Genomic DNA, 26,179 nt, shown 5'->3' on the forward strand with positions numbered 1-26,179 from the left:
GCTGGCGGGGAATTGCGGTCAAGCAGGGGTTACAGCCCGTAGCGGCCCCACAGGCCCCGCGCTTCCAGGGCGCCGACCAGATCATCCGCCCAGACGGCCCGCAGGCCGAATTTCCGCTCTATCCAGCCCTTGCGGTTATCGACGACCCGCAGCCGCACCTTTTCGCCGTATTTCGCCCGCATGACGCTGCGCAGGTCGCCGATATCGTCGATCAGGCCCAGTTCCTTCGCCCGGTTCCCGGTCCAGAACTCGCCGCTGAACAGGACAGCGTCATCCGCCGCCAGCCGGTCGCCGCGCCGGTCGCGCACATGCTGCTTGAACTGATCGTGGATATCGCGCTGCAATTCCTTCAGGTGTTCGATATCCTCGGGGTTTTCGGGCTGAAAGGGATCGAGGATCGCCTTCTTGTCGCCGGCGGTGTGGACGCGCCGCTCGACGCCGATTTTCTCCAGCAGCGCCGGAAACCCGAATCCGGCCGAGACGACGCCGATGGAGCCGATGACCGACGCGCCATCCGCATGGATTTCATCGGCGGCGCAGGCCAGCCAGTACCCGCCGGACGCCGCCACGTCTTCGCAGAATGCATAGACCGGCACGTTCTTTTCATCCGCGAGCGCGCGGATGCGCTTCGATAGCAGCGCCGATTGCACCGGCGACCCGCCCGGCGAATTGACCAGCAGCGCGACCGCCGACAGATGCGGCGTCTTGAACGCGCGCTCGATAGGATCGGCCAGATCCTCCAGGGTCAGCCCGCCGCGCCGGATTCCGCCAGTCCGGCCGATAACGCCGGAAAGCCGCAATACCGCGACCTGCGGGCGCTTGCTCAGTTTTTCCGCCAGTTTTTCGCCGGCCCAGGGCACGCGACGGATCAGGCGCAACGTTTTACTTTCTGTCATGGCTGCCATGTGGTCCCGTTAGGCAATAATTCCAAGAGGGCGCGCCTCACAACGTCAATGCCGCCCCGTCCCGCAGCACGGCAAGCGCTTCTTCGGTGTAATCACCGTCGCCAGTGTGCAGGGTCAGCCCCGCCGAAAGATGCAGCGGCGCATGGACATCCCGGCGGGCGCGAACAATCACCCGCTTCGCCGGGCGTCCCCTGCCGGGCCAGAGCGGAAACACGACGATCCCCCCGGCCCGCTGCCGCAGCAGCGCCAGGATTTCGTCCAGCCGGTCGGCGCGGTGCACCATCGTGACGCTGCCCTTCGGCGCCGTCATCCGCAGGCAGAAACCGATCCAGGCATCCAGGCCGGCTTCCCCCTCGACCATCGCCATGGCCTTCGACGGATCGGGCGGCGGCGCGCCGCGCCCGGCGGGCAGATAGGGCGGATTGGCCATAACGTGATCGAAGCCGCCCGGCGCCAGCACCGCGGGCGGGTGCAGCAGATCGCCCGTGACAATCGTCACGCGCGATTCGAAGCCGTTGCGTCGGGTATTGTCCGCCGCGATGGCGGCCATGTTCGGCTGTATTTCGAGGCCGACAACCTGCGCGCCCGGTGTCCGCGACGCGTAACACAGGGCGGCCGCCCCGACACCCGTGCCCACATCCAGAACCCGGCCCGCGACCGCGGGGGTCGCCGCCGCCAGAAGCACGGGATCGATGGCCGCCCGGTAACCGCCGGCGTGCTGGCGCAGGGCCACGCGGCCACCCAGCAGGGTATCCGGCCGGGATCCCTGAGTTTCAAGTTCACCCGCATCGGCCAATAGCCGCCGGGCGGCCTCATAATCGGCATCGCCGACCAGCAGGCGGCGCGGAATCGCGCTGATCGACCCTTCGAGGATGCTGGTATGGGTGTCGAAGACGATTGCCTCGATCTTCTGCTCCGCCAGCAGCGCCGTCAGCCAGGACAGCCGGACAGGGTCCGTGGTGCGCAGGAGTTCCTTCACAAGCGATCCGTCACGATACCGTTCTCCATCCCGGGGGCCGGCAAGCCGCGGCCCCTCTTGACCGTTGTGAGGGTTGAACTATGCTCAGGAGGCATCTGTCAATATTAAGGCGGCATTGAGGCGGCGTAGAGGGAACGGACATTGGCGGTCGTCGTAGACATCGGACAATCACGCCGGGACAGCATCAAGCGGGCACTTGACCAGTTGACGACGCTGGTCGCGGACGACCTGAAGCGCGTCAACCAGGTCATCGTGGACAGGATGGACAGTCCCGTGGCGCTGATCCCGCAACTGGCGGGACATATCATCGCGGCCGGCGGGAAACGGCTGCGGCCGCTGATCACGCTCGCGGCGGCGGACCTGTGCGGCTATCAGGGCGACCGGCATATCAGCCTCGCCGCCTGTGTCGAATTCATTCATACCGCGACGCTTCTGCATGACGACGTGGTTGACGATTCCGACCTGCGGCGCGGCCAGGACAGCGCCAGGGCGGTCTGGGGCAACCAGGCATCGGTCCTGGTGGGCGATTTCCTGTTTTCGCGGGCCTTCCAGCTCATGGTGCAGGACGGGTCGCTCCGCGTGCTGAAAATCCTCTCCGACGCCTCGGCGACCATCGCCGAGGGCGAGGTCATGCAGCTGATGACCACCAACGATACGGAAACCAGCGAAGCGGCCTATATGGACGTCATCCGCGCCAAGACCGCGAAACTGTTCGCAGCCGCCGCGGAGATCGGCGCCGTCGTGGCCGAACGTCCGTCATCGGAGAGCGAGGCGCTGGAAAGCTACGGGATGAATTTCGGCATCGCCTTTCAGCTCGTCGATGACGTGCTCGATTATTCCGCGGAGCAGGCGCAACTGGGCAAGACCATCGGCGACGATTTCCGGGAAGGCAAGATCACCCTGCCCGTCGTGCTCGCCTGGCGGCGCGGTACGGAAGCGGAGCGGGAATTCTGGCGCAGGGCCCTGGAATCCATGGAACAGCAGGATGGCGACCTGGACCGCGCCATTGAATTGATGAACAAGTACAATACATTGTCCGACACCATCGAACGCTCGCGCCACTACGGCGCTATCGCACGGGATGCGCTGGGAATATTTCCGGAGACGGAAACCAAGCGGGCGCTCGTCAATCTGATCGATTTCTGCATCGACCGCGCGTATTGACCCGGGATTCGCGGCCCGTCACGGACGACATGCTGGGAGGCAGTCAACATGGCAAGCAACCATCTGGACATTCAACCGATCTCGGGCGCCATGGGCGCGGAGGTTTCCGGCGTCGATCTGGCGCAGCCGCTCGACGATCAGACATTCGGCGAAATATACCAGGCGCTGCTCGATCACTGCGCAATCTTCTTTCATGACCAGGACGTCACCCCGGCGCAACAGGTCGCCTTCGCGCGGCGATTCGGCGACATCCACCTGCACCCCCATATCCGGGGCCTGCCGGACCAGCCGGAAGTCTTCCCCATCATCAAGGATGTGGACGACGTGTCGAATCTGGGCGACAGCTGGCATACGGACCAGATGTTTACCGACACGCCGGTCCGGGTCACCATGCTGTACGCCAAGGAAGTGCCCCCCTTCGGCGGCGATACGCTGTTCGCCAATGCCGCGCTGGCCTATGACAATCTTTCCGACGGCATGAAGGCGATGCTGAACGGGCTCCAGACGCGTAACCAGTACAACAAGAAAAAGCCCCGCGCCGCCGCGATGAAGGTGGAGGCCGTGGAGGAGGAAGCGCCCCAGGCGATCCACCCGCTGGTCCGCGTACACCGGGAAACCGGACGCAACGTGATCTATATCAGCTATGACGGCATCACGCGGAACATCGTCGGCATGACCGAGGAGGAAAGCCGGCCCCTGCTGGACTATCTGCGCAGCCATGTCGCGCGTCCGGAGCACACCTGCCGATTCCGCTGGCGGAAAGGAACGCTGGGGTTATGGGACAACCGCAGCGTTCAGCACATGGCGATCAACGACTATCATGGTTATCGCCGGGTCATGCACCGGATCACGGCGGGGCCCGAAGCCTCGCACTGACGGGGCTTCGCCGGAACCGGTCAGGCGGCGATCGTGCCGATCGTATCCGGCAGGATCAGCCGTGCGCCGGTTGCCGCGACGATTTCGTCAACCGTGAAGCCGGGGGCCACTTCCTCCAGCACGAACCCTTCCGGCGTCACGGCGACCACCGCCATGTCGGTGAATATCTTGGTGACGCAGCGCTGCGTCGTCAGCGGATAGGTCAGCGACTCGACGATTTTCGGTTCGCCGCCCTTGTCCGTATGGGTCATGGTCGCAAAGACCTGTTTCGCGCCCACCGCGATATCCATCGCGCCGCCGACATTGCCGCGCGTCGCATTCGGCAGGCGCCAGTTCGCAAGATCGCCATTGACCGCCACCTGAAATGCGCCGAGCACCGCCGCATCCAGCCGCCCGCCGCGCGCCACCGCAAAGGAATCGGCGTGATGGACGAAGGCGCCGCCGGGGATCAGCGACACCGGCCCCTTGCCGGCGCTCATCAGGTCGGGGTCGATATCCTCCTCGCGTTCCGGGCGCGGCCCCATGCCGATAATGCCGTTCTCGCTGTGGAAAATGACGTCGCGGCCTTCCGGGATGTAATTGACCACCAGCGTCGGTATGCCGATGCCGAGGTTGACGAGCCAGCCGTCCTGGAGTTCGGCCGCGACGCGGCAGGCCATCTGCTCGCGGGTCAGGAGATGCGGGTTTGTCATGATGCGGGTTTCCCAATCGTGCCGGGCGTGTAGGGACCGGCTATATAATAGCAATCGACGAAGACGCCGGGCGTCACGATGGTGTCGGGGTCCATCGACCCGAGGGGCACTTCCTCCGTCGCTTCCACGATGGTGCAGTCCGCCGCCATCGCCATCACCGGGTTGAAGTTCCGCGCCGCCATCCGGTAGGTCAGGTTGCCGCGCGGATCGACCTGTTTCGCCTTGATCAGGGCGAAATCGGCCCGCAGCGGCCGCTCGACGACATAGTCCCGCCCGTCGATTTCCATCACGGGCTTGCCCGCCGCCAGGTCGGTGCCGAGGGCGGTCGGCGTCAGGAATCCGCCGAGCCCGGCCCCCGCCGCCCGCAATCGTTCGGCCAGCGTGCCCTGCGGCACGATTTCCAGGTCGATCAGACCCTTGTCGTGCAGGTCCGTGAACACGAAAGAATCCTTCGAGGTGGAGAAGGTGCAGATCACCTTGGCGACGCAGCCTTCCTCGATCAGCCGCGCGACGCCGATCCGCCCGTTGCCGGCGTTGTTGTTGACCAGCGTCAGCCCGCGCAGCCCGCGGCCGCATAACCCTTCGATCAGCACTTCGGGGACGCCGCCGAAACCAAATCCGGCGACCAGTACGGTCGAGCCGTCGGTCACCCGGTCCAGCGCCGCGTCCAGCGTGTCAGCTTTCTTGTTTTTCATCTTGTTTGAATTCGCCATGCATCGCGCCGCGCCCAATCGACGGCTACCGCGACGTTAGCGCAGCCTTCCGAACGGAGCAAATCAGACCTTTCAGACCCGCTTTTCGTAGTGGCTTTCGATATACTCGTCGACCAGCACCTTGAACTGGTCGGCGATATCCGCGCCGCGCAGGGTGACCGCCTTCCTGCCGTCGATGAAGACCGGCGCCGCCGGTTCCTCGCCGGTGCCGGGCAGGCTGATGCCGATATCCGCATGCTTGCTTTCGCCGGGGCCGTTCACGATACAGCCCATCACGGCGAGGTTCAGTTCTTCCACGCCGGTATACTGCTTGCGCCATTCCGGCATCCGGTCGCGGACATAGCCCTGGATCCGTTCCGCGAGGTGCTGGAACACCGTGCTGGTCGTGCGGCCGCAACCGGGACAGGCCGTCACCTGCGGCACGAAGGAGCGGAACCCCATCGTCTGCAGGATTTCCTGGCCGACGACAACTTCGCGCGTGCGGTCGCCGCCGGGTTCCGGGGTCAGCGATATCCGGATCGTGTCGCCGATGCCTTCCTGCAGCAGCACGGCGAGCGCGGCGGTCGAGGCAACGATGCCCTTCGACCCCATGCCGGCCTCGGTCAGGCCCAGATGCAGGGCGTAGTCGCCGCGATCGGCCAGCATCCGGTAGACCGCGATGAGGCTCTGCACCTCGCTCACCTTGCAGGACAGGATGATCCTGTCGCGTCCCATGCCGAGCGACTCGGCCCGTTTCGCGCTTTCGATGGCGGACACGACCAGCGCTTCATGGGTGATTTCGGCGGCGGGCTTCGGATTGGCCCGTTTCGCATTCTCGTCCATCATGCGGGTCGCAAGGTCCTGGTCCAGACTGCCCCAGTTCACGCCGATCCGCACCGGCTTGCCGTATTTCAGCGCCGTCTCGATCATGGACGAGAACTGCGTGTCGCGCTTTTCGCGGAAACCCACATTGCCCGGATTGATCCGGTACTTCGCCAGGGCTTCGGCGCAGGCCGGGTTATCCTCCAGCAGCTTGTGGCCGATATAATGGAAATCGCCGACCAGCGGCACATTGACACCAAGCCTGTCCAGCCCGTCGCGGATATGCGGGATGGCCCGGGCCGCTTCCGGCCGGTCCACCGTCACGCGCACCAGTTCGGAACCCGCCCGCGCCAGCGCCGCGGTCTGCGCCACCGTCGCGTCGACATCGGCCGTGTCGGTATTGGTCATGGACTGCACGACGATCGGCGCGCCGCCGCCAATAGCGACGTCTCCGACCATCACGGAAACCGTTTTCCGCCGCTGTATCATATTTGACATGGACCCTCTGCTTTCCCCGGGCGGCAGCCCCGCAACATCACCTATCCGAACTATGGATATACCCCCGAACGGCGGAAAAGCGATAGGCGCCGATTATGAAAATTCAGTGATGAAATACCGCGCCGGTTCGTCTCCGACGGCCTGCGGCCGGTGGCGGTGATCGTATCCCGCCGGGATGTGGACGATATCGCCCGGCCCCACCTCGACCGCATGGTCGGGAAACTCGTAGCGCAGCCGACCGGAAATGACATAGGCGCTGTGCCCGGTTTCGCACCATGTGTCGCGCTGCGCGCCGCCCGGGCTGCGTTCCTGGTACCGCACGATCATGCCGTCCGGCATTTGCGCTTCCTTCACCTTCAGCGTGGGGCTTGCGGCGACCAGCGGCGCGGCGCTGGCGCGAAACACATAGGGGCTGTCCTGCGTCATCGTCCACCTGCCCGGAATAAATGAGGCCGACATTCAACCGCGGCTTATGGCGACCAGTGAAATGGTCGGGGAGAGAGGATTCGAACCTCCGGCCCCTACGTCCCGAACGTAGTGCTCTACCAGGCTGAGCTACTCCCCGCCGCGGCGTGCCTTATATACCCAGACCCGATACATGGCAATCGCCCGTCAGGCCGAAATTGGTCAAAATCGTGACACGCGGCGGCATTCGCCGAAAAGGAGCGGAAATACGGGGGCGACGCATACCGCCAGCGGGACAATAATTTCTACCACGCCACGAATACATCCAATAGACGCAACCCGACTCAGTTTTCCGCTGCATGCCGGTAACAAAACGGAAATACCGCCTTTCCATATGGCTGTATTCGCTTGAGCACTTGCTTCTGCTGGGGTAGCCTTTTTATCCTGTGGCGCGTGTTCGAACAAAAAATACAATAATAATAATGTTCAGGAAATAGCGCGGCGCTGAATATTGACGCAGCAATAGATTACCCAGGGAGGTAACAGGTATGGATTTCAAGAAACTTATGAAGGCCGGCATCGCGTTCGGTCTGGTAGGCGGGATCGGTCTCGCCGCCACGGGCCCGGCGGATGCCGCGAAGGTCCGCTGGAAAATGCAGAGCACCTTCGGCAGCAGCCTGGCGCATCTCGGCACATCGGGCGTCCGCTTCGTGGATAACGTCGACGTCATGTCCGGCGGCGATATCAACATCAAGTTCTTCGAGCCGGGTGCGCTTGTGCCGGCACTGGAATGTTTCGACGCGGCGTCCAAGGGTTCGGTCGAATCATGCTGGACCACGCCAGGCTATCACACCGCGAAATATCCGGCGCTGGCGTTCTTCACAACCGTTCCGTTCGGCCCGCAGATCGGCGAAATGTTGGCCTGGAAGTGGTTCGGCGGCGGCCAGGAACTGCGCAATGAAATTTACGACAAGCACGATCTGATTGGATTCGACGGCGCGTCAATCGGCCCGGAAACCTCCGGCTGGTTCAAGAATGAAATCACCTCGCTGGAGCAGGTCAAGGGCCTGAAGATGCGCTTCTTCGGTCTCGGCGCCAAGGTCATGGCCAAGTTGGGCGTGCAGACGCAGCTGCTTGCCGCCGCGGATATTTATCCGGCACTGGAACGCGGCGTTATCGACGCCACCGAATTTTCGATGCCCGCCATGGACATCCAGCTCGGTTTCTACCAGGCCGCGAAGTACAACTACTTCCCGGGCTGGCATCAGCAGGTTTCTGTAAACGAGTTTCTGGTGAACAAGACGGCCTGGAACAAGCTCAGCGACCAGCAGAAGCGCATCATTGAGGTCGCCCTGGGTGAATCGGTCATGCATACCTATGCCGAAACAGAGGCAAAGAATTTCGGCGCCATGCAGGAAATGCAGGAAAAGCATGGGGTCGAGATTCGTCGCTGGCCGGATGAAACCCTGAAGGCGTTCGAAACCGCCTGGCTCGAAGTCGTGAAGGAAGATTCCGCAAGCGATCCGATCTTCAAGAAGGTTGCGGACCACTTCTATGACTTCCGCGCCAAGTACAAGGTCTGGGGCGATGCCCAGTACCTGAAAGGCACCTACCAGTAAGGTCGTACTACGTAGAATTTCCTGAACATGCGCTAGCTTGAATATTGCTGGAGTCCTTGGTCCAAAGGGCTCCAGCATTTTTCAACGGCCATGGAAAAGGATTTCGATACACAGCTCCCGTCGGGGCCGGTTACGTAAAATAAGAAACGACCCGCCAATACTGTACAAATAATCACCGGCAAAAAATGCCGGGAAATAATAAAATAGGCCAAAGGAACAGGCTTCAGGCGGATCAGGAGAGGCAAAAGTCATGGAACTCATCGATATTATTATCGATTTCCTACCCTTGTTCATGTTCGCGAGTCTCGCGATACTATTATTTTCGGGCTATCCCGTCGCCTTTATTCTTGGCGGCCTATCGTTGATTTACGGTTTTATCGGTTACGCTTTCGACATTTTCTCCATTGTCGAATTTTTCAATTTCCTCCCCCGAATATGGGGCCAGGCGGCAGAGAATCTGGTGCTTGTCGCGGTGCCCACATTCGTCTTCATGGGCGTGATGATGGAGCGCAGCGGCGTCGCCAACGACATGCTGTATGTCTGTCAGGTCCTGCTGAAAAAGGTTCCCGGGGGTCTGGCGGTCGCCGTGGCCGTGATGGGCACGGTCCTCGCAGCGATGACCGGCATCATCGGCGCGTCGGTCACGATGATGACGGCGCTGGCGCTGCCCAGCATGCTGAAACAGGGCTACAAGCATGAACTGGCGACCGGCGTTATCTGCGCATCCGGAACGCTGGGCATCCTGATCCCGCCCAGCATCATGCTGATCATCATGGCCGACCTGCTCTCCATTTCGGTGGGCGACCTTTTCCTCGCCGCGCTCATGCCGGGCCTGTTCCTGGCCGCCAGCTATGTCATTTACATTGCCGTATACGCGGGCATCGACAGGAGCGTCGCGCCACCTCTTTCCGAGAATGAACTTTATGTGCCGCGCAACGAAATGCCGGGCCTGCTGGTGCGCAGTTTCTTTCCGCCGGTGTTCCTGATCGCGCTGATCAAGGGATCCATCCTGCTCGGCTGGGCAACCCCCAGCGAGGCGGGAGCGGTAGGCGCCTTCGGCGCAACGCTCATCGCCCTCTACAACCGTCGCCTGAACAGGGGCATGATCAATTCGGTCTGCCAGTCGTCCGGCCTGACCATCTCGTTCATATTTTTCATCATCATCTGCGCGACCTGCTTTGCCTATGTCTTCCGGTCGCTGGGCGGCGATGACGTCATCGAAGATCTGATCCGGCACGCCAATCTCACGTCCTGGGGACTGCTGTTCCTGATCATGGGGATCGTGTTCATCCTTGGTTTCTTCCTGGACTGGGTCGAAATCACCCTCATCATCCTGCCGGTCTTCGCGCCGATGGTCGCAACGCTGGATTTTGGCGACCACGTGCCGCTGGAAAACCGGGCGACGATCTACTGGTTCACGGTCCTGATCGCAATCAACCTTCAGACATCCTTCCTGACGCCGCCCTTCGGCTATGCGCTGTTCTACCTCAAGGGCATCGCCCCTCGAGAGGTCGACCTGATGAGCATTTACCGTGGCATCATTCCCTTCGTCATTCTTCAGCTGATCGCCCTGTTGTTCGTTATCATGATTCCGACCATGGCGCTTTGGCTTCCCGGATTGAACTGAGGAGATCGAACTTATGTCCAGTCAAGAATCGATCCAGGCATCCGCATCCCGCGACATCCCCAATATTCTGGTGCTGAGCGAAAAGCTGGGGCGCCTGTCGTCAACCATCGGCCAATGGGCGTCGCTTTTCCTGATCCCGATGGTCCTGATTACGGTCTGGGATGTTTTCCAGCGGAAGGTCCTGAAGTTCGTCGGCGATTTCCTGCTGAACAACGACATGCTTGCGGCCAGGGACTGGATGTACGGCAACCTGCTGGAATGGCTGCCATTCCGGTCGACCCTGCTGCAGGAACTCGAGTGGCATTTCCATGTGGCGACATTCGCGCTCGTCCTGGGTTACGGCTACGTCTACAACCGCCAGGTCCGGGTCGATCTCGTCCGAGAAAAGCTGAGCAATTACAAACAGGCCTGGATCGAACTGATCGGCGTTTCGGTCTTCATGATCCCGTTCTGCCTGATCGTCGCCTATTTCTCGATCGAATACGCAGCCAATGCCTATGAAACCAACGAACAGTCGTCGTCGCTGGTCGGGCTGAGCCATCGCTGGGCGATCAAGTCCATCCTGGTCTTCGGCCTGCTTCTTGCCGCCGTATCCGGTTTCTCCGTCTGGCTGCAGGTGTTTTACAAAGTCTTCGGGCCGCGCGGGAACGACTTCCCGTGTTACGTGATTGAAAGCGAGGCGGAAAAAATCGCCCGCCGCGAAATCATGGAAAACATCGATGCCTCATTCGGCGACGGTTCAAACGAGGCCAAACGCGGCAACAGTACGCAACTGATGAACCGGCAAATGGACGATACGGCCCTGAAGCATGAAGAAGATGCAAAGGGGCAGGTCGTCTTTACCAGCATTGCCGTCGTCATCATGGTCGCCGTCCTGGTCATCATCTTCCACACCTTCAATTTCTGGGCGTGGCTGCTCTGACAATACGACCCGCGGCGCAACGGTTCGGGGACAAGCAATGGTAGAATGGCACAAATACGTCAGGAAATACTGCTGGGATGCGGACAAGACGCCCTATTTCATCCCGGTCTCGAAATTGATGCGCGACCAGGCTGACAAGGAACTCTTCCTTTACGGCTTCATCCTGGCGGCGCCGGCGACCCTTTATCTGACGTCCTTCGTGGTCAACCTGTTCCGCAACGGACAGTTAGCGGGCCTTGCCGTCGCGATGTATGCAAGCTCGCTTGTCGTCTGCGCCATCGTTGTCAATGTCTGGAAAAGCCCCGGCGCCGCCCTGTATTCACTGACGGCCCCGATTGTCCTGTCGCTCTATTTCCTGATCGAGGGCTTTCCCGAACGCCAACACGACGTCGATTTCGCCGTTATGGTGGCCATCGCCATCGTCCTCATCCTCGCCTGGCTGTATTATTCGCGGCGCCTGCTGGCGATCGCCAGGGCGTATCCGGGCCTGGCGACACGGGACATGAACCCGTGGAACAAGGTGCCCCCGGGCATGAAGCCGCCGCCCAAGTAAGCAGGGTCAGCATATGCCCGGTCAGGTGGCTTCCAGGTAACGCGGGATCGATCCGAGGTGGTCCTCGACGCGCCTTACCCCGTCCATGCCTTCGGCCAGCACGACCAGTGCATGCCGTTCCTCCGCGGATTCAACCCAGCCCCATAACTCCACGACGCCGCCGGAAACGATAACATTCAGCGTGCCGTGCGATACCCAGTGCTGGTCGTTGACCTCTTTCAGGATCGCCTCCTTGATCGAGCGGTCATCGGCGGTCGGCGACTCGACCGTGTCGCGCGTCACCACGCCACGGAGCAGGTTGGAGCGGCTGACGATGCCGACCAGTGCGCCATCGGACATGACCGGAACGCGCTTGATATGGCGCTCCGCCATGATGCGGGCGATATCGCCGACAGGCGTTTCGGCATCCACCGAAACGACATCGCGCGTCATGACGTCCTCCGCCCGCTTGCCATGGGTCTTGATATAATGCCCGGCCGAATCGGACGGCTCGCCGAACAGGCGCAGCCACCATGAGGTGTGCCGCTCACCGGCTTCGCCCGTATCCTCGTGCTGGATCAGATCTCCCTCGGTGACAATCCCGACAACGGCGCCGTTGTCATCCACGACGGGCACGCCGCTGATATTGCGGGTCAGCAACAGGCTGGCAATATCGGGAACGCTCATGTCCCGGGTCACGGTTACCACGTTTGCGGTCATGATATCTTTAGCATGCATTTTCCCCAATCCTCCTATACAGCGGTCAGCCGGGCCCCCTGGCACGGGCCTATTCGTCCTTTTTTCCGCCTTCTGCCAGAGTTTAGGCGCGGCGTGGATCGACCGTATATGACCCACATCATAACTTTTCCCGCGGATATCGGCGGCCCGCTCGTCCGCCCAGGCTTCGTTTCCGCCCAGTTGCAGGGTCTTGCAGTACAGGAAATGCACGCCCATCACGACCCCCCATGCCATCGCGGGCCAATGGAACCACAACGGCCCCGGCGTCAGGTAGTCGGAGATCATGAAGCCGAGAACGCCAGTCACATAGGCGACAAGGTGGAGATGCATGATCCGCATCCTTCGTCGCTGCGCGTATTTGTTGTCCTGATCGGCCATAACCCATACCTTTCAAATATCGGGCCGGCGGCTAACGAGACATCGCGCGGCCTGGCTCGCCCCTCCGGCGGCGTGGCTTGTCAGCCTGTGGTCATGTTACAATATGGTTCGTGAGTGGTGAATCTGAACCCCCGAGGGCACATGCGCATTGCAGCGACATTCGTTCTGGCCGGAAGCCTGGCCGCAGCGTCCGCCGTGGCGAAACCGCCGCAGGTATTGCCGGACCAGATGTTCAGCAATCTATACGCCCTGACGCAGGCGTCCTCAATCCTGCAGATCTGCGCGGAAAGCGACTCCTGGTCCGCCCTGCCGGACAACAGAAAAAAGCTGCTCCACCGCCTGCAGAACGACATCGACGTTCTGGTCCGGAAAATCGCGCGGAAATTCGACAATGACGTGTTCGAATTCTACGCCACGGAACGGGATTCAGCCGCACGGGATCCGGAATTCATCCGCCAGTACGGCGCGCAGTACGGGCATTGCGGCGACGCAATGTTCGAGCGAATGCAGTGGTATGTGTATGACAGCCAGCAGAAGCTGGACTTTTTTCTGACGGAACTGCCGGACGCGAAATAGATCAGATCGTGCTCAACGTAGTGCACCCGGCAGGCTTACCGCATGCCCTCAGGCCGCGTTGGCAAGATTCCCAAGCTTGTTCAGCAGGAAATTCATGTCTTCGTGATTGCTGTCGTCGAACATATCCTCGAAATGCGTGAGGACCCGTTCCAGGGTGCGCCGCATGACGGCGTCCGGGTCGATATCCGACCGCTCGTGCTCATTCTCCCGCGCCATGTCGAAGGCAACGCGATACGCCGGAAACATCTTCCGGGACAATCCCGCGCGTCTGTAAATCGATTTCAGGCCCAGCGCCCCCTCGTCATGAATCAGGGTCCGGGCATTGACCAGCGGCAGTTCCGACAGGCGGGCCAGCGCCGCCTCGAAGAAATGGATGTCGCCGGCGCAGATCGATCGCAGGATGATCGACGGCGTCAGCCGCCCGTTGCGGTAAAGCTGTCCGACAAGGGCCTCGATATCCTGGGTATCGGCATCGCGGCCGATCAGCCCCAGGGTCGCACGCTCGCGGCTTTGAATGACCATGTCACTTGCCACGTCCTCCGAAAGATCGTGATGCGTGACGATATAGTCCCGCAGCTTTTCTGAAACCATCGCGACCAGCCGTTCCGATACGACGATCGGCAATATGCTGCGCCGGACCAGCGGCTCGTGCACGAATTCACTGTCGCCAAAGCGATCAATGACCTTATGCATGACCACCTCGCCCAGTTCGGCCCCTTCGTTGCCGACCAGGATAGCGACCGCGCTTTCGCTGCCGTCTTCGACCAGCGCCTCGGCGACGGCCTCCGAAAGGAGATCCCGCCCCGCGATGACGACCTGCCGGCTGGCGCCCTGGGTTCGCACGATTTCGATCAGGTCCGCGTCCGATAGCGCCTCGGAAAACGCCAGCATCGGCAGGGCAACCACGTCGCTCACGTCCCTGGCAAGGCCGACGGCGACATCAGACGGCAATCCCCGCGCATACTTCAGTTGTTTCGACAGGGCCGCGCGGACGCGTTCCTCGGCGTCCTTGACCATGACTCGAAAGATATCCTCGGCAATTTTCCGCTCTGTATCGCTCAGGGCGCCTTTGGCATAACCGGTCGCGACCTTCTCCGCCGTCTGCTCGCGGCTCTCCGGTGACGTGTCCTGCATCGTCCGCGCGACGTCTGCGGCGGTCAGTTTATCAGCCATGGCTTAACCGGCCTTCAATTGCCCATCGATCCCGGACATTGAAGCGCAAAACGGGTTAACGAAGCATGAAAAGATGGCAAACCCGGCGGAAGACCGAGCATTGCCGCCGCGGAACACCGTAAACGATTTTCGAACGCCCCCGTCACGCGACGTTGGGGCAAATTGCCGCCTCTTGAACGTCCGTAATCGCATCGCCACATCCATAGTGCCGGTGCGGCGCGAAACTGCCGCGCCCCAGCTATCGGATGGAGAGACGACACTTATGGCGGAACGGATATCGGATGCGCAGGAGGAGTACTACAAGGATCGTAGCACGTGGGTTCGCGGGCTGTTCATGCTGTTGTTTATCGCGCTGTATCACGTCGCGGCAGTGGTGATCGGCGCAGTAGCCGTGCTGCAGTTTGTCTGGAAACTGATCAGCGGCGAGGTCAATCCGCGCCTGCTGTCCTTCGGGGAGGATCTTGGCCGGTATTTTTACCAGATCATGCGGTTCCTGACCTTTAATACCGAAGAAAAGCCCTTCCCCTTTACCGACTGGCCCTCGGCGCCGCCCGCACCCCGGCCGTAAGGCGCAATCAGGCGGCCCGCGCCGCCGCCATGACGACGCTGCGCAGCGCATCGGCGGCTTCCGCGACCTGATCCCTGGAAACGTCCAGATGGGTCACAACGCGCATGCGGGTGCGGTCATTTTCACCGATGCGGACGCCATGTTCCAGCAGGCGGTCATGCACCTGGGCCGCGGTCATGCCGGTTTCCGAGACATCGAAGAATACCATGTTGGAATCGATCCCGTCGGTTTCGACCCTGATACCCGGCAGATTGGCGACGGATTCGGCGAAGAACCGGGCGTTTTCATGGTCTTCAGCGAGGCGTTCCACGTGATGTTCCAGCGCGTAAACGCCGGCCGCCGCGATCACCCCGGACTGGCGCATCGCACCGCCCATGCGCTGCTTCCACTGCCAGGCCTGTTCGACGAAATCGGCGCTGCCGGCCAGAACGGCGCCGACCGGGCAGCCCAGCCCCTTTGACAGGTCGAGCCAGAGCGAATCGAACGGTTCGGCAAACTCCCGCGCCGGCACGCCGGATGCCACCGCGGCGTTCAGCAATCGCGCGCCATCCATATGCATCACCAGGCCGTGCTTCTTCGCCACATCGCCGACGCCGCGAATGGTATCCAGCGGCCAGACCGTGCCGCCGCCGGCATTCGCCGTCTGCTCGATCGCGATCATGCGGCTGCGCGGCGCATGGCGGCGGGCCTTGCGGATCGCGGCTTCCGCCTGGTCCGGCTGGAACACGCCGCGAACGCCATCGACCGGGCGGATCATCGCGCCGGCGAACACCGCCGGGCCGCCGCCTTCGGAATTGATGATATGCGCCGTCCTGTCGGCAATGATGTCGTCGCCCGGATTGCACTGCACCAGGATCGCGATCTGGTTGCACATGGTGCCCGACGGCATGAAGACCGCTGCTTCCTTGCCCAGCAGTGCCTTTGTCATCTCGCAGAGCCGGTTGGTCGACGGGTCTTCGCCGCGTTGTTCATCACCCACTTCGGCATTGGCCATGGCCTGGCGCATGCCGGGGGTGGGACGGGTCTGGGTATCGCTGTACAGGTCGATGCGGATTTCGGGCATGGAGCGGCCTCTTGGGTTTCATGTGGCGTTATTTATTCGAGAATACCCTGAAAAGACCCATAACGTAAGCCACATGCAGCGCCAGAACCGCGCCCCATCCCACCACAGGCAGCAGGAACCAGGGCGTTGCCGGCTGGAGCATCAGGTGCAGCCCGAACGCCCCGGCCGCGACGATAACGTATCCGATCAGGTGCAGGGCAAACCAGCGCAGGCGCCTTTGCGCCGCTACAGCGGAATGTTGTCGTGTTTCTTCCACGGATTTTCCAGTTGCTTGTCGCGCAGCATGCGCAGCGCCCCGGCAATGCGGCGACGGGTATTGTGCGGCATGATGACGTCGTCGATATAGCCCAGCGACCCGGCGACGAAGGGATTGGCGAATTTCGTCCGGTATTCCTCGGTGCGCTTTTCAATCGCCCCCGCATTGCCGATATCCTCGCGGAAGATGATCTCCACCGCGCCCTTCGGCCCCATCACGGCGATTTCCGCATTCGGCCAGGCGTAGTTCACGTCGCCGCGCAGGTGTTTGGAGCTCATCACGTCATAGGCGCCGCCATAGGCCTTGCGGGTAATCAGCGTCACCTTGGGCACCGTCGCTTCCGCGAAGGCGAACAGCAACTTGGCGCCGTGCTTGATGATGCCGCCATATTCCTGCGCCGTCCCGGGCAGGAAGCCGGGAACATCGACCAGGGTGACGATGGGAATGTTGAAGCAGTCGCAAAACCGGACAAAGCGCGCCGCCTTGCGCGACGAGGCGATATCCAGGCAGCCGGCCAGCACCATCGGCTGATTGGCGACGATGCCGATGGTCGATCCTTCCATCCGCGCCAGGCCGATCACGATATTGCCCGCATAATCCGGCTGCAATTCGAAAAAATCGCCTTCGTCGACGATCTTTACGATCAGTTCCTTGATGTCATAGGGCAGGTTCGGGTTCACCGGCGCCAGCGTATCCAGCGATATCTCGGCCCGGTCATGCGGATCGTCGGTCGGCAGCACCGGCGGCTTTTCCCGGTTCGAGGACGGCAGGAAACTCATGAAGCGCCGCAATTGCAGCAGGGTTTCGACGTCATTGTCGAAGGCCAGGTCGGCGACGCTGGACTTGGTCGTATGGGTCACGGCGCCGCCAAGATCCTCATGGGTCACTTCCTCATGCGTCACCGTCTTCACCACGTCCGGGCCGGTAACGAACATGTAGGAACTGTCCTTCACCATGAAGATGAAGTCGGTCATCGCCGGGGAATACACCGCCCCGCCGGCGCAGGGGCCCATGATCACGGAAATCTGCGGAATCACGCCCGACGCCATGACATTGCGCTGAAACACATCGGCATAACCCGCCAGCGAGGCGACGCCTTCCTGAATGCGCGCGCCGCCGGAATCGTTCAGCCCGATCACCGGCGCGCCGACCTTCATCGCCTGGTCCATGATCCGGCAGATCTTGCCCGCATGCGCGGTGGACAGCGAACCGCCGAAAACCGTGAAATCCTGGCTGAAGACGAAGACCGGACGCCCGTTAACCCGGCCATGCCCGGTGACGACGCCGTCGCCGGGGACTTTCTGGTCAGCCATGCCGAAATCGGTGATGGTATGCTCGACGAACATGCCCCATTCCTCGAACGTCCCTTCGTCCAGAAAGACGTCGATCCGTTCCCGGGCCGTCAGCTTGCCCTTGGCGTGCTGGCTGTCGATGCGGCGCTGGCCGCCGCCCTGCCGCGCCGCATCGCGCTTTACTTCCAGCTGGCGGATGATATCGGACATGCATTCCCCCGATGTTTTGCCGAAAAATCGCATTCGCCGCCGGTCGCGGCAAGCCTGCTATGCCTCCGAAACCGCCAGAAAGCGCGCAGCACTGGCTATTTCGGCCTGAACGGCGTCCCGGCGGGATACGGCTTCGTGATCGTGTCCCCATTTTTCCGCCTGCCAGAGTTCGTCGACAAGGCTGGCAGCCGCCGCGGCTGCCGCATCGAGCCGCCTTTCGGACACCGCCAGCGCCAGGACCACGGACCCCAGGATCGCCGTCAGCGTATGCAGGGCCGACAGGGTGAAGTCGTTCCGTTGCGCCACCGCATCCCGCAACACCGAGAGCGAATCCGGCGGCTGCGCAACATGCAGGACCTGCCGTGTAACCAGCATCCGGGCGCCATAGCGTTCCGCCGCCCAGTCCAGATGGGGTTGCCATATCTCGTCCTGCAGCGCCGCCAGCGATTCCGGACCATCCGCGCGGTAGCACAGCAGGTCGGTCTCGCCATAGGCGGCTATTTCATCGACCACTGTATCCCGCCGCGGACGCACCCGGTCGATTGCCGTATTCGCGAACCGGGTCATCGGCATCGCTTTCGGATCGATCTTCTCGGGCTGTTCCGCCCATTCGCGGACTATGGCCTCGGCCAGCGCGCGGTTCGGCAGGCTGAGCAGTTCCCGGCCGGGGGTCCGCATGACCCGCCCGTCCAGCGCAACGCAATACGCCCCCGCCGACGTCTCCCGGACGGCGGCCTCCGTGTAGAATCGCTTCACCCCTGACCGCTCTAGTTGCCGAACAGCTTCTTGATTGAGCCGCCGACGCCGTCCGTGACGCCCTTGACCGCATCGCCGACCGGATTGCCACTGTCCTGTGCCGGCTGCTGCGCCGCCGGCTTCGTCTCGCCGCCAAGACAGGAGCTGGTTTCACCGGCACCCATTTCGCCAAGACCGAGAAGCAGTGCCGGCGGAAAGGCGATGCCGCCGACCAGCCCGCCGATCTTCCGCGCCGCCGCCAGCTTGTTCACGCCGTAGGACGGATTCGCCAGCGTGCCGCGAATTTCGACCGGCACGGCCGTGTTCACCGTCGCCGATTTGGGCTGCGGATCGATATCGATGGAAAGCGCCTCGGTGGCGAGGTTGACCGTGCCCCCGCCGCCGATGGCAACGTATTCGGTGTCGAAGACAAGCACCTTGCTAGTGGCCAGCCCCTTCACGATATCGAAATGGCTGATCGCGCAATTGACCACCGTGTATTCGCTTTTCGTGCCGGCGAACATCTGCGTCATGATCTTGCCGAGCCCGCCGACATAGGTATCCAGCGCGGTGCTCTTCATCCGCCCGGCCCCCATCGCCAGCTGGGTCTTGCCGTTCAGACCGGCCATGAGGCTGCGTACCGAGCCACCCTGCCCCTTGACGTCGATAATAACGTTTACCTTGCCTTCCAGCAGGTCGGTGATTTCCAGGTCGGCGAGGAACTTGCCCGCGTCGAACTGCGTGATTTTCATCGCCGTATCCAGCGTCGGCGTCGCCTGGGCGCCGTTCAGCCTAACACTGCCGTCCAGTTCACCGTCGGCAACTACGCCCTTTAGCGAGGAAATATTCAGGTCGCCGCCCTTGAGCGACAGGGCCACGGCGACATTTGTCACCTGAACCGCGGCAGCAAGCGTCTCAATCGCCATTTTTACGTCGGCGTTGACCGCTTTCAGCCCGTCGAGTGGCAGCGGATCGTCCGGGAAGACCCGGCCATCGTTCGCGGCGCCCCCGCCGGTCGCGGGCGCCGCAGCACCCTGCCCGCCGGATTCGGCCGGGCCGCCCGCCTTCACGAAGTCGGCGACATCAAGCCGGGTCGACTTCAGGTCCGCGTCGATCGCCGGCACATTGCCGGTCAGGTTCGCCGTAGCCGTGCCCGAAAGGTCGCTGCCGCCGATCCTCACGGCCAGTCCCGAAAATGTAATCGCCTTGTCGGCATCGCCAGTTATCTTGGCCTCGACGCTATAAGGCCCGAGCGGCGGGACCGGAGAGCCGGCCAGCGGCGACAGGGTCTCCAGGCTTTCGCCATTCACGCTCAGCGCCAGATCCAGGCCGCGACCCGCCGCGACATCGGCAATCGCGCCCTTCAGGCCGATCGTCGCCCCACCCGCCGTTATGTCCAGCGTCACGGGCCACGGCGTTCCGGCCGCCATCATCGCCTCCGGAGCGCCCACCGTGCCATTCATGGCAATCGGGTTGTCGTTATAGGAGCCCTCGAAATTGACGTCCAGCGGGCTGTCCAGCCCATCGCCCTTGAGCGTCAACGCATCGACGACCATCGTGATGGTCTGTTTTGTGCCCGCATCCTTGTAGATCAGCCGGGCCTTTTCGACTGTCACGGCGCGAATGACCGGGATTGTCACCCCACCGTCCGACGAAGCTTCCGCCGATGCCGCGTCGGATGCCGCCGGCGCGGCGCCGCCTTCCGGTTCGAAGGCGAAGTTGAATTCGCCCTGTTCATTCTTTTCGATCAGGATATCGGCGCCGATCAGAACGATCTGCTGTATATCGATCGTGCCGGACAGCAACGGCAGAATGGCGATCCGCGCTTCGAATCGCTCGACCTTAGCCATATCCGGCTCGGAGCCCCAGGCCGCATTGGAAAAACTGACGCCATTGACTTCCAGTGACGGAGTCAGCGAGACGGCGAGGCCGATATCGCCCTCGATCTTCAGGTCGCGGCCTGTAGCCTTCTTCGCTTCGGCGATGATTTCAGGCTTATAGGAATTAAAATCCATCGACATCAGGATGGCGACACCCGCCACGACGACGGCGACGATCAGCACGCCGACCATTTTCAGTATCGTTCCCAGCTTCATGATCCTGTCTCCCATAAATTCGCGATCAATGCAGGCAAGTCCCCATACTGCTTCGCGATGTGCAGCGCCCCCGCCACCGTCAATTCGTTGCTCGGATGATACCCCCATGCCACGCCAATTGACAGGGCGCGGGCACGAACCGCCATTTCGATATCGTAGGTTGTGTCCCCGATCATCACTGTGGTTTCCGGCGTTGCGCCGGTTTCCGCCATGGCAGCCAGCAGGATATGCGGGTTTGGTTTGCCGGGACCGTCATCCGCGGTCTTCAGGGTGATGAAACTGTCCCGCAAGCCGTGCACTTCCAGTACCCTATGCAGACCCTGCCGCGACTTGCCGGTCGCCACGCCAAGCACCGCGCCGCTCTCAAGCAGAAATTTCAGGGCATCGCGCGTTCCCGGATAAAGCGGCTCCTCGTGACCGGGGCGCTGGCGGATACCGGTAAAGGCGTCCTTGTAGGCTGTCGTGACGGAATCGAGCCGTTCCAGGGCTTCCGGCGGCATCAGCCGGGCGACAGCCTCCGGTAGCGCCAGCCCGACAACCCGCCGTACCGATTCCGCATCCGGCAGGGGCAGGCTGTGGACGGCGAATGCCTGGATCATCGCCTCGACAATGGCATGCTGGCTGTCCACGAGGGTGCCGTCGCAGTCGAACACGACCAGACGAATGGTCGCCGCGTCAATTGTCATTCAATTTCCTCAAAAGGATCCCCGGGAAAACCGGACGAAAAATCGAACATCGTCCAGGTATCCCGCATATGCGGCGGCAGATCGGCCGCGACATGGATGAAGCCATGCCGCGTCGGATGCTGCAGTCGGATCTCACGCGCATGCAGGTGCAACTGCCTGGCAACCTCGTCGGTCGGCAGGAAAGCGTCGGCTCCGCCGTATTTCCCGTCGCCCAGCACCGGATGGCCCATTGCCGTCGCGTGGACGCGAATCTGGTGAGTCCGCCCGGTCTGCGGCCAGAACGCCACCCAGGACAGGCGGTTGGCCGACCGTTCGAGCACCCGGTACAATGTCACCGCCCGCTTTGCGTCTTCGGCATCGGGTGAAACACGTTCGCCCATCCGCCCCGGCGTCTTGCCGATGGCAAGGTCGACCTTGCCGCGCTCCGGCCGCGGGACGCCCATGACGAGCGCCCAGTAAATCTTGCGCGCGTCCCGCCCCTGGAAGCTCTTGCCCAGCGCCGCCGCGGCCTTGCGGTTACGGGCCAGCAGCATCACCCCGCTGGTATCCCGGTCGAGCCGGTGCACAAGTCGCGGCCGCTCCGCGGCGTCGAATTGCAGCGCATCCAGCATCCCGTCGATATGCCGGAGCGTGCCGGTGCCCCCCTGCACCGCCAGCCCCGCGGGTTTGTTGATCGCCAGCACATCGTCGTCGCGGAAGATCACCAGGGACCGCGCGAATTCCGCATCCCTGTCACTCAGTTCCAGCGCCCGGCGCGGCGGGCGCGGAGCGGCGGAATCCGGCCCGGTGTCCAGCGGCGGCACCCGGACCGATTGCCCCGTCGCAAGGCGCAGCCCCGGTTTGGCCCGGCGCCCCTCGACCCGAACCTGACCGGTCCGCAGCAGCTTTTGCAGCCGGCCGTAGCCGATCATCGGAAAATGGCGCTTGAACCAGTGGTCCAGCCGCACATCGTCATCTTCCGGACCGACTTCGCGAATCTCAACGGAACTCACGCGAGGATGACCCGCATCAGGTGCAGCCCGCCGATCAGCGCCAGGACCGACAGCCCGACCGACGAGCCGATATAGATAGCGTTGCCGAGAACCTGCCCGCGTTCATCCAGCAACACGATATCCATGGCAAAGGCGGAGAAGGTCGTAAACGCGCCAAGACAGCCGACGATCAGGAAAGCGCGCATTTCCTGGGTCGGCGACCAGACCAGCGCCATGGTCTCTATCAGCACCCCCAACAGGAAGGAACCCAGTATATTCACTGTGAGGATGCCCCAGGGAAAACCCGCCCCCATCCAGTGCGTGACCTGCGCGGCCACGAAATGCCGCGCAACGGCGCCGACGGCGCCGCCCATGGCAATCGCGAGAATCATTTTCATACGTCGTCGCCCTCCCCGTTCGCCCGTTTCGACCGCAGCCGGGACCAGTAATCCAGCCGCTTCGTCAGGTCCCGTTCAAAACCGCGCTCGACCGGGCAATACAGCTGTTTCCGCGGCATGCCGTCGGGAAAGTAATTCTGTCCCGAAAATCCATCCGGCGCATCATGGTCATAGGCGTAGTCACTGCCATAGCCAAGTTCCTGCATAAGCTTCGTCGGCGCATTCAGGATATGCATCGGCGGCATCAGCGATCCGGTTTCCTTCGCCGCGCGCCGGGCCGCGCCATATGCCTTGTAGGCAGCATTCGACTTTGGCGCCGTCGCCAGAAAGATAACGACCTGGGCCAGCGCCAATTCCCCTTCCGGCGAGCCGATCCGTTCATAGGTTTCCCAGCCGGTCAGCGCCTGCACCGCCGCCTGCGGGTCGGCCAGGCCAACATCCTCGTACGCGAAGCGCAGCAGCCGCCGTGCGATGAAACGCGGGTCCTCGCCACCGTCGAGCATACGCGCCAGCCAGTAGAGCGCGGCATCGCAATCCGAGCCCCGCAGGGATTTGTGCAGCGCGCTGATCAGGTTGTAGTGGCCTTCCTGGCTTTTGTCGTAGACAGGGGCGCGGCGCTGAACCGTCGCCGCCAGCCCCGCCGAATCGAGCGGCGCGGCGATATCCATGACGAAGAGTTCCTCCGCCAGGTTCAGCAGGAACCGGCCGTCGCCATCGGCCATGGCCTTCAGCGCCATCCGCGCATCGGGATCGAGCGGCAATGTCTTGCCGGTATCCGTTTCGGCCCGGACCAGCAGGATTTCCAGCGCCTCGACACCGAGGCGGTTCAGCACGAAGACCTGGGCGCGCGACAGCAGGGCGGCATTCAGCTCGAAGCTGGGGTTTTCGGTCGTGGCGCCGACCAGAATGATCGTTCCATCCTCGACATAGGGCAGAAAGCCATCCTGCTGCGCCCTGTTGAAGCGGTGGATTTCATCGATGAAGAGCAGCGTCCCCTTCCCCATGGCGCGGCGTTCCCGGGCGCGCTCGAATACCTTCCGCAGGTCTGCGACACCTGAAAAAACGGCGGAAAGCGATTCATATTCCAGGTCCGTATGCGCGGCCAGCAACCGCGCGATGGTGGTCTTGCCGGTCCCCGGCGGCCCCCAGAGGATGATGGAGGCCAGCCGCCCCCCTTCCACCATACGCCGGATCGCCCCCTCCGGCCCCAGCAGGTGGTCCTGCCCGACGACCGTATCGAGCGCGGCCGGGCGCAGCCTGTCGGCCAGCGGGCGCGGCGCCTCCTGCTCGAACAGGCCGGGAGACGGCCGCGCCACTACCCTGCGACCTCGAACTGCAAGGTCCGGTCTCCGCGGGTCAGGACGACGCGCCACCGTTCCTGCGGCTGCGCCACGATGCTTTCGATATCCATGACACGGTCGATCCGCCTGCCATTGACCTCACGAATGATATCCTGAGGGCGCAGGCCCAGCCGCTCAGCAGTCGAGCCACGCTGGATACCCAGCAGCACCACCCCTTCAACAAGGTCCTCCGCGCCCAGTTCCGCGCCGAGCGCCGGCGACAGGTTACCGACGGTCGCACCGGCGAACGGGTTGCGCCCCCGTAGCAATGTCAGGTTCCGGGGCGGATCTTCCGGCGGCGCCACCAGACTGAAACGGATGGTTCGCGGGGTTCCCCGCCGCACGACACGCAGATCGACCGAATCCCCGATTGGCCGTGTCGCGATGCGGAACCGCAGCGCCTGGACATCGTCCACTTCGTGATCGCCGACCGCCACAACGACGTCGCCGACCTTCACGCCCGCGTTCTCCGCCGGACCATTCTGGTGGATTCGCTCCACCAGGACGCCCACGGGCCTGTCCAGCCCCAGCGCCGACGCAATTTCAGGCGTTACCGGCTTGCCGGTAAAGCTGAGCCACGGCCGGATCAGCGGCTTGCCGGATACGGCGCTTTCAAGGACGCTGCGCACCATGTTGCTGGGCACGGCGAAACCCAGACCAAGGGATCCGCCCGTCTTGGAGAAGATCGCCGTATTCACGCCGACGAGCCTGCCATCCATTGCGACCAGCGCGCCGCCGGAATTGCCCGGATTGATCGCCGCATCGGTCTGGATGAATGATCGAAAATCGCTGATGCCGATGGAGGTGCGGGCAAGCGCCGACACAATGCCGCTGGTCACGGTCTGACCGATCCCGAAGGGATTGCCGATCGCGACGACCAGGTCGCCGACTTCCAGCGAGTCCGAATCACCAAGCGCCAGATAGGGAAGATTCAGCCCCTCGGCTTCGACCTCCAGGATGGCGATATCCGTCCGTGTGTCCGCCAGTACAATCCTGGCGTCGAATTCCCGCCGGTCCGACAGGACGACCTTGATTTCCTGGGCCTTGTCGATGACGTGGTTGTTGGTGACGATCAGCCCGCCGGCATCGACGATGACGCCGGATCCTAGGGAGTTTTCGATCCGTTCGCGGGTGAATCCGCCGAAGGGAAAATCGCCGAAGAGCCGATTGAACAGCGGGTCGTCAAAAAGCGTCGGCCCACGACTCTGCTGAACCTGCCGGGTCGCGAAGATGTTCACGACCGCCGGGGCCGCCTGTTTGACAAGGGGGGCATAGCTCAGCCGGATCTGCTCGCGGCTGACAGGTACCGTCTGCGCGACCACGGCGGCGGATACCGTACAGGACACCAGAAGTACGGCGACCAACCCCCGCAAATATCCCCAGTTCGCGTGTTGCATAATGGCTATGTAAACGCTCCGGGACCGTTTGCAAAGGCCGGACCGATAAACGAAAAGGGCGGCTATGACAGCCGCCCCGAACACCGCACCGATACGCAAGCGGTGGCTATTCCTCGTCGTCCTCGAACGATTCCGGCGGCGGTCCGGAATCCTGCCCCTTGGCGTCCTTGTCGCGTTCCACCAGTTCAATGACGGCCATGGGCGCGGCATCGCCGTAGCGGAAGCCGGCCTTCAGGACCCGCGTATACCCGCCGTGGCGTTCCTCGTACCGGGGCGCCAGCGTTTCGAACAGCTTGGCTGTCGTCGCGGCGTCCTGCAGGATCGAGCGTACCCGGCGCCGCGAATGCAGCGTGTTGCGCTTGCCCATCGTAATCAGACGCTCGACAATCGGGCCCAGTTCCTTCGCCTTCGGCAGCGTTGTCTTGATCTGCTCGTGCTTCAGCAGCGCGACCGCCATATTGGCGAACATCGCCTTCCTGTGTGAACTCGTGCGGTTCAGTTTGCGTCCGCTCATGCCATGCCGCATGACATTACTCCTGTTTATTCATTTCGTTGTTATGCGCCGGACC

General features: G+C 62.5%; 27 protein-coding genes and 1 tRNA gene. 8 read left to right on the forward strand and 20 right to left on the reverse strand.

Annotated elements, in window-relative coordinates:
* Nucleotides 1-29 precede the first annotated feature (29 nt).
* On the reverse strand, nt 30-896 hold the full coding sequence (locus WD767_17770; protein ID MEX2617940.1) for a S49 family peptidase: 867 nt from the start codon (nt 894-896) through the stop codon (nt 30-32).
* A 46-nt stretch (nt 897-942) separates the two neighbouring features.
* A complete protein-coding gene (locus tag WD767_17775; protein MEX2617941.1) occupies nt 943-1,884 on the reverse strand; it encodes a DUF2007 domain-containing protein in 942 nt (313 codons plus the stop codon).
* Between the two features lie 141 nt (nt 1,885-2,025).
* On the opposite strand from WD767_17775, the gene WD767_17780 reads away from it, so the two are divergent.
* The gene (locus WD767_17780; GenBank protein MEX2617942.1) at nt 2,026-3,048 is read left to right on the forward strand and encodes a polyprenyl synthetase family protein; all 1,023 of its coding nucleotides are present in this window, start codon (nt 2,026-2,028) and stop codon (nt 3,046-3,048) included.
* A gap of 48 nt (nt 3,049-3,096) precedes the next feature.
* Nucleotides 3,097-3,924 carry a TauD/TfdA family dioxygenase gene (locus WD767_17785; protein ID MEX2617943.1) on the forward strand — a complete coding sequence of 276 codons (828 nt, stop codon included), beginning with the start codon at nt 3,097-3,099 and terminating at the stop codon, nt 3,922-3,924.
* 20 nt (nt 3,925-3,944) lie between these two features.
* Here WD767_17785 and WD767_17790 read toward each other — a convergent pair whose 3' ends face one another.
* The 5 genes from WD767_17790 to WD767_17810 all read right to left on the reverse strand — a co-directional run bounded on the left by WD767_17790 (nt 3,945) and on the right by WD767_17810 (nt 7,193).
* On the reverse strand, nt 3,945-4,616 hold the full coding sequence (locus WD767_17790; protein ID MEX2617944.1) for a 3-oxoacid CoA-transferase subunit B: 672 nt from the start codon (nt 4,614-4,616) through the stop codon (nt 3,945-3,947).
* Nucleotides 4,613-5,311, reverse strand: a complete 699-nt coding sequence (locus tag WD767_17795; GenBank protein ID MEX2617945.1) for a 3-oxoacid CoA-transferase subunit A — start codon at nt 5,309-5,311, stop codon at nt 4,613-4,615. The genes WD767_17790 and WD767_17795 overlap by 4 nt, the downstream gene beginning before the upstream one ends.
* 90 nt (nt 5,312-5,401) lie before the next feature.
* Nucleotides 5,402-6,628: a flavodoxin-dependent (E)-4-hydroxy-3-methylbut-2-enyl-diphosphate synthase gene (gene ispG, locus WD767_17800; protein MEX2617946.1), complete on the reverse strand. Its 1,227-nt coding sequence runs from the start codon at nt 6,626-6,628 to the stop codon at nt 5,402-5,404.
* Nucleotides 6,629-6,721: 93 nt separating this feature from the next.
* Nucleotides 6,722-7,054, reverse strand: coding sequence for a cupin domain-containing protein (locus tag WD767_17805; protein MEX2617947.1), 333 nt, complete (start codon nt 7,052-7,054; stop codon nt 6,722-6,724).
* A gap of 62 nt (nt 7,055-7,116) precedes the next feature.
* A tRNA-Pro gene (locus WD767_17810) sits at nt 7,117-7,193 on the reverse strand.
* 388 nt (nt 7,194-7,581) lie between these two features.
* On the opposite strand from WD767_17810, the gene WD767_17815 reads away from it, so the two are divergent.
* The 4 genes from WD767_17815 (at nt 7,582) to WD767_17830 (ending at nt 11,754) form a co-directional block, all read left to right on the forward strand.
* Entirely contained in the window at nt 7,582-8,652 is a 1,071-nt protein-coding gene (locus WD767_17815) for a TRAP transporter substrate-binding protein (GenBank protein MEX2617948.1), read from the forward strand.
* Between the two features lie 250 nt (nt 8,653-8,902).
* Nucleotides 8,903-10,279: a TRAP transporter large permease subunit gene (locus WD767_17820; GenBank protein ID MEX2617949.1), complete on the forward strand. Its 1,377-nt coding sequence runs from the start codon at nt 8,903-8,905 to the stop codon at nt 10,277-10,279.
* Nucleotides 10,280-10,292: 13 nt separating this feature from the next.
* Nucleotides 10,293-11,201 carry a TRAP transporter small permease subunit gene (locus WD767_17825; protein MEX2617950.1) on the forward strand — a complete coding sequence of 303 codons (909 nt, stop codon included), beginning with the start codon at nt 10,293-10,295 and terminating at the stop codon, nt 11,199-11,201.
* A gap of 37 nt (nt 11,202-11,238) precedes the next feature.
* Nucleotides 11,239-11,754 carry a hypothetical protein gene (locus tag WD767_17830; protein MEX2617951.1) on the forward strand — a complete coding sequence of 172 codons (516 nt, stop codon included), beginning with the start codon at nt 11,239-11,241 and terminating at the stop codon, nt 11,752-11,754.
* A 21-nt stretch (nt 11,755-11,775) separates the two neighbouring features.
* Here WD767_17830 and WD767_17835 read toward each other — a convergent pair whose 3' ends face one another.
* On the reverse strand, nt 11,776-12,801 hold the full coding sequence (locus tag WD767_17835; GenBank protein MEX2617952.1) for a CBS domain-containing protein: 1,026 nt from the start codon (nt 12,799-12,801) through the stop codon (nt 11,776-11,778).
* A gap of 189 nt (nt 12,802-12,990) precedes the next feature.
* On the opposite strand from WD767_17835, the gene WD767_17840 reads away from it, so the two are divergent.
* A complete protein-coding gene (locus WD767_17840) occupies nt 12,991-13,425 on the forward strand; it encodes a hypothetical protein (GenBank protein ID MEX2617953.1) in 435 nt (144 codons plus the stop codon).
* 48 nt (nt 13,426-13,473) lie between these two features.
* Here WD767_17840 and WD767_17845 read toward each other — a convergent pair whose 3' ends face one another.
* Complete coding sequence (locus WD767_17845) at nt 13,474-14,598, reverse strand: DUF2336 domain-containing protein (protein ID MEX2617954.1); 1,125 nt, start codon at nt 14,596-14,598, stop codon at nt 13,474-13,476.
* Nucleotides 14,599-14,860: 262 nt separating this feature from the next.
* Between WD767_17845 and WD767_17850 the strand changes: the two genes are divergently transcribed.
* Nucleotides 14,861-15,166: a DUF4389 domain-containing protein gene (locus WD767_17850; protein ID MEX2617955.1), complete on the forward strand. Its 306-nt coding sequence runs from the start codon at nt 14,861-14,863 to the stop codon at nt 15,164-15,166.
* Between the two features lie 7 nt (nt 15,167-15,173).
* Here WD767_17850 and WD767_17855 read toward each other — a convergent pair whose 3' ends face one another.
* The 11 genes from WD767_17855 to rplQ all read right to left on the reverse strand — a co-directional run bounded on the left by WD767_17855 (nt 15,174) and on the right by rplQ (nt 26,136).
* On the reverse strand, nt 15,174-16,229 hold the full coding sequence (locus tag WD767_17855) for a threonine aldolase family protein (protein ID MEX2617956.1): 1,056 nt from the start codon (nt 16,227-16,229) through the stop codon (nt 15,174-15,176).
* A gap of 28 nt (nt 16,230-16,257) precedes the next feature.
* Nucleotides 16,258-16,485, reverse strand: coding sequence for a 2TM domain-containing protein (locus WD767_17860; protein ID MEX2617957.1), 228 nt, complete (start codon nt 16,483-16,485; stop codon nt 16,258-16,260).
* Nucleotides 16,455-17,987, reverse strand: a complete 1,533-nt coding sequence (locus tag WD767_17865; protein MEX2617958.1) for an acyl-CoA carboxylase subunit beta — start codon at nt 17,985-17,987, stop codon at nt 16,455-16,457. The genes WD767_17860 and WD767_17865 overlap by 31 nt, the downstream gene beginning before the upstream one ends.
* Nucleotides 17,988-18,044: 57 nt before the next feature.
* Nucleotides 18,045-18,743, reverse strand: coding sequence for an ATP12 family protein (locus tag WD767_17870; protein ID MEX2617959.1), 699 nt, complete (start codon nt 18,741-18,743; stop codon nt 18,045-18,047).
* Nucleotides 18,744-18,754: 11 nt separating this feature from the next.
* Nucleotides 18,755-20,818 carry an AsmA family protein gene (locus tag WD767_17875; protein MEX2617960.1) on the reverse strand — a complete coding sequence of 688 codons (2,064 nt, stop codon included), beginning with the start codon at nt 20,816-20,818 and terminating at the stop codon, nt 18,755-18,757.
* Nucleotides 20,815-21,504 carry an HAD-IA family hydrolase gene (locus WD767_17880; GenBank protein MEX2617961.1) on the reverse strand — a complete coding sequence of 230 codons (690 nt, stop codon included), beginning with the start codon at nt 21,502-21,504 and terminating at the stop codon, nt 20,815-20,817. Before WD767_17880 ends, WD767_17875 begins: the two co-directional genes overlap by 4 nt.
* Nucleotides 21,501-22,496, reverse strand: a complete 996-nt coding sequence (locus WD767_17885; GenBank protein ID MEX2617962.1) for an RluA family pseudouridine synthase — start codon at nt 22,494-22,496, stop codon at nt 21,501-21,503. Before WD767_17885 ends, WD767_17880 begins: the two co-directional genes overlap by 4 nt.
* Nucleotides 22,493-22,873 carry a fluoride efflux transporter CrcB gene (gene crcB, locus WD767_17890; protein MEX2617963.1) on the reverse strand — a complete coding sequence of 127 codons (381 nt, stop codon included), beginning with the start codon at nt 22,871-22,873 and terminating at the stop codon, nt 22,493-22,495. The genes WD767_17885 and crcB overlap by 4 nt, the downstream gene beginning before the upstream one ends.
* The gene (locus tag WD767_17895) at nt 22,870-24,189 is read right to left on the reverse strand and encodes a replication-associated recombination protein A (GenBank protein MEX2617964.1); all 1,320 of its coding nucleotides are present in this window, start codon (nt 24,187-24,189) and stop codon (nt 22,870-22,872) included. The genes crcB and WD767_17895 overlap by 4 nt, the downstream gene beginning before the upstream one ends.
* Nucleotides 24,189-25,577 (reverse strand): Do family serine endopeptidase, encoded by a 1,389-nt coding sequence (locus tag WD767_17900; GenBank protein MEX2617965.1) that lies wholly within the window; start codon nt 25,575-25,577, stop codon nt 24,189-24,191. Before WD767_17900 ends, WD767_17895 begins: the two co-directional genes overlap by 1 nt.
* 139 nt (nt 25,578-25,716) lie before the next feature.
* The gene (gene rplQ, locus WD767_17905) at nt 25,717-26,136 is read right to left on the reverse strand and encodes a 50S ribosomal protein L17 (protein MEX2617966.1); all 420 of its coding nucleotides are present in this window, start codon (nt 26,134-26,136) and stop codon (nt 25,717-25,719) included.
* Between the last annotated feature and the right edge of the window lie 43 nt (nt 26,137-26,179).

Source organism: Alphaproteobacteria bacterium, assembly GCA_040905865.1.
Lineage (GTDB): Bacteria > Pseudomonadota > Alphaproteobacteria > UBA8366.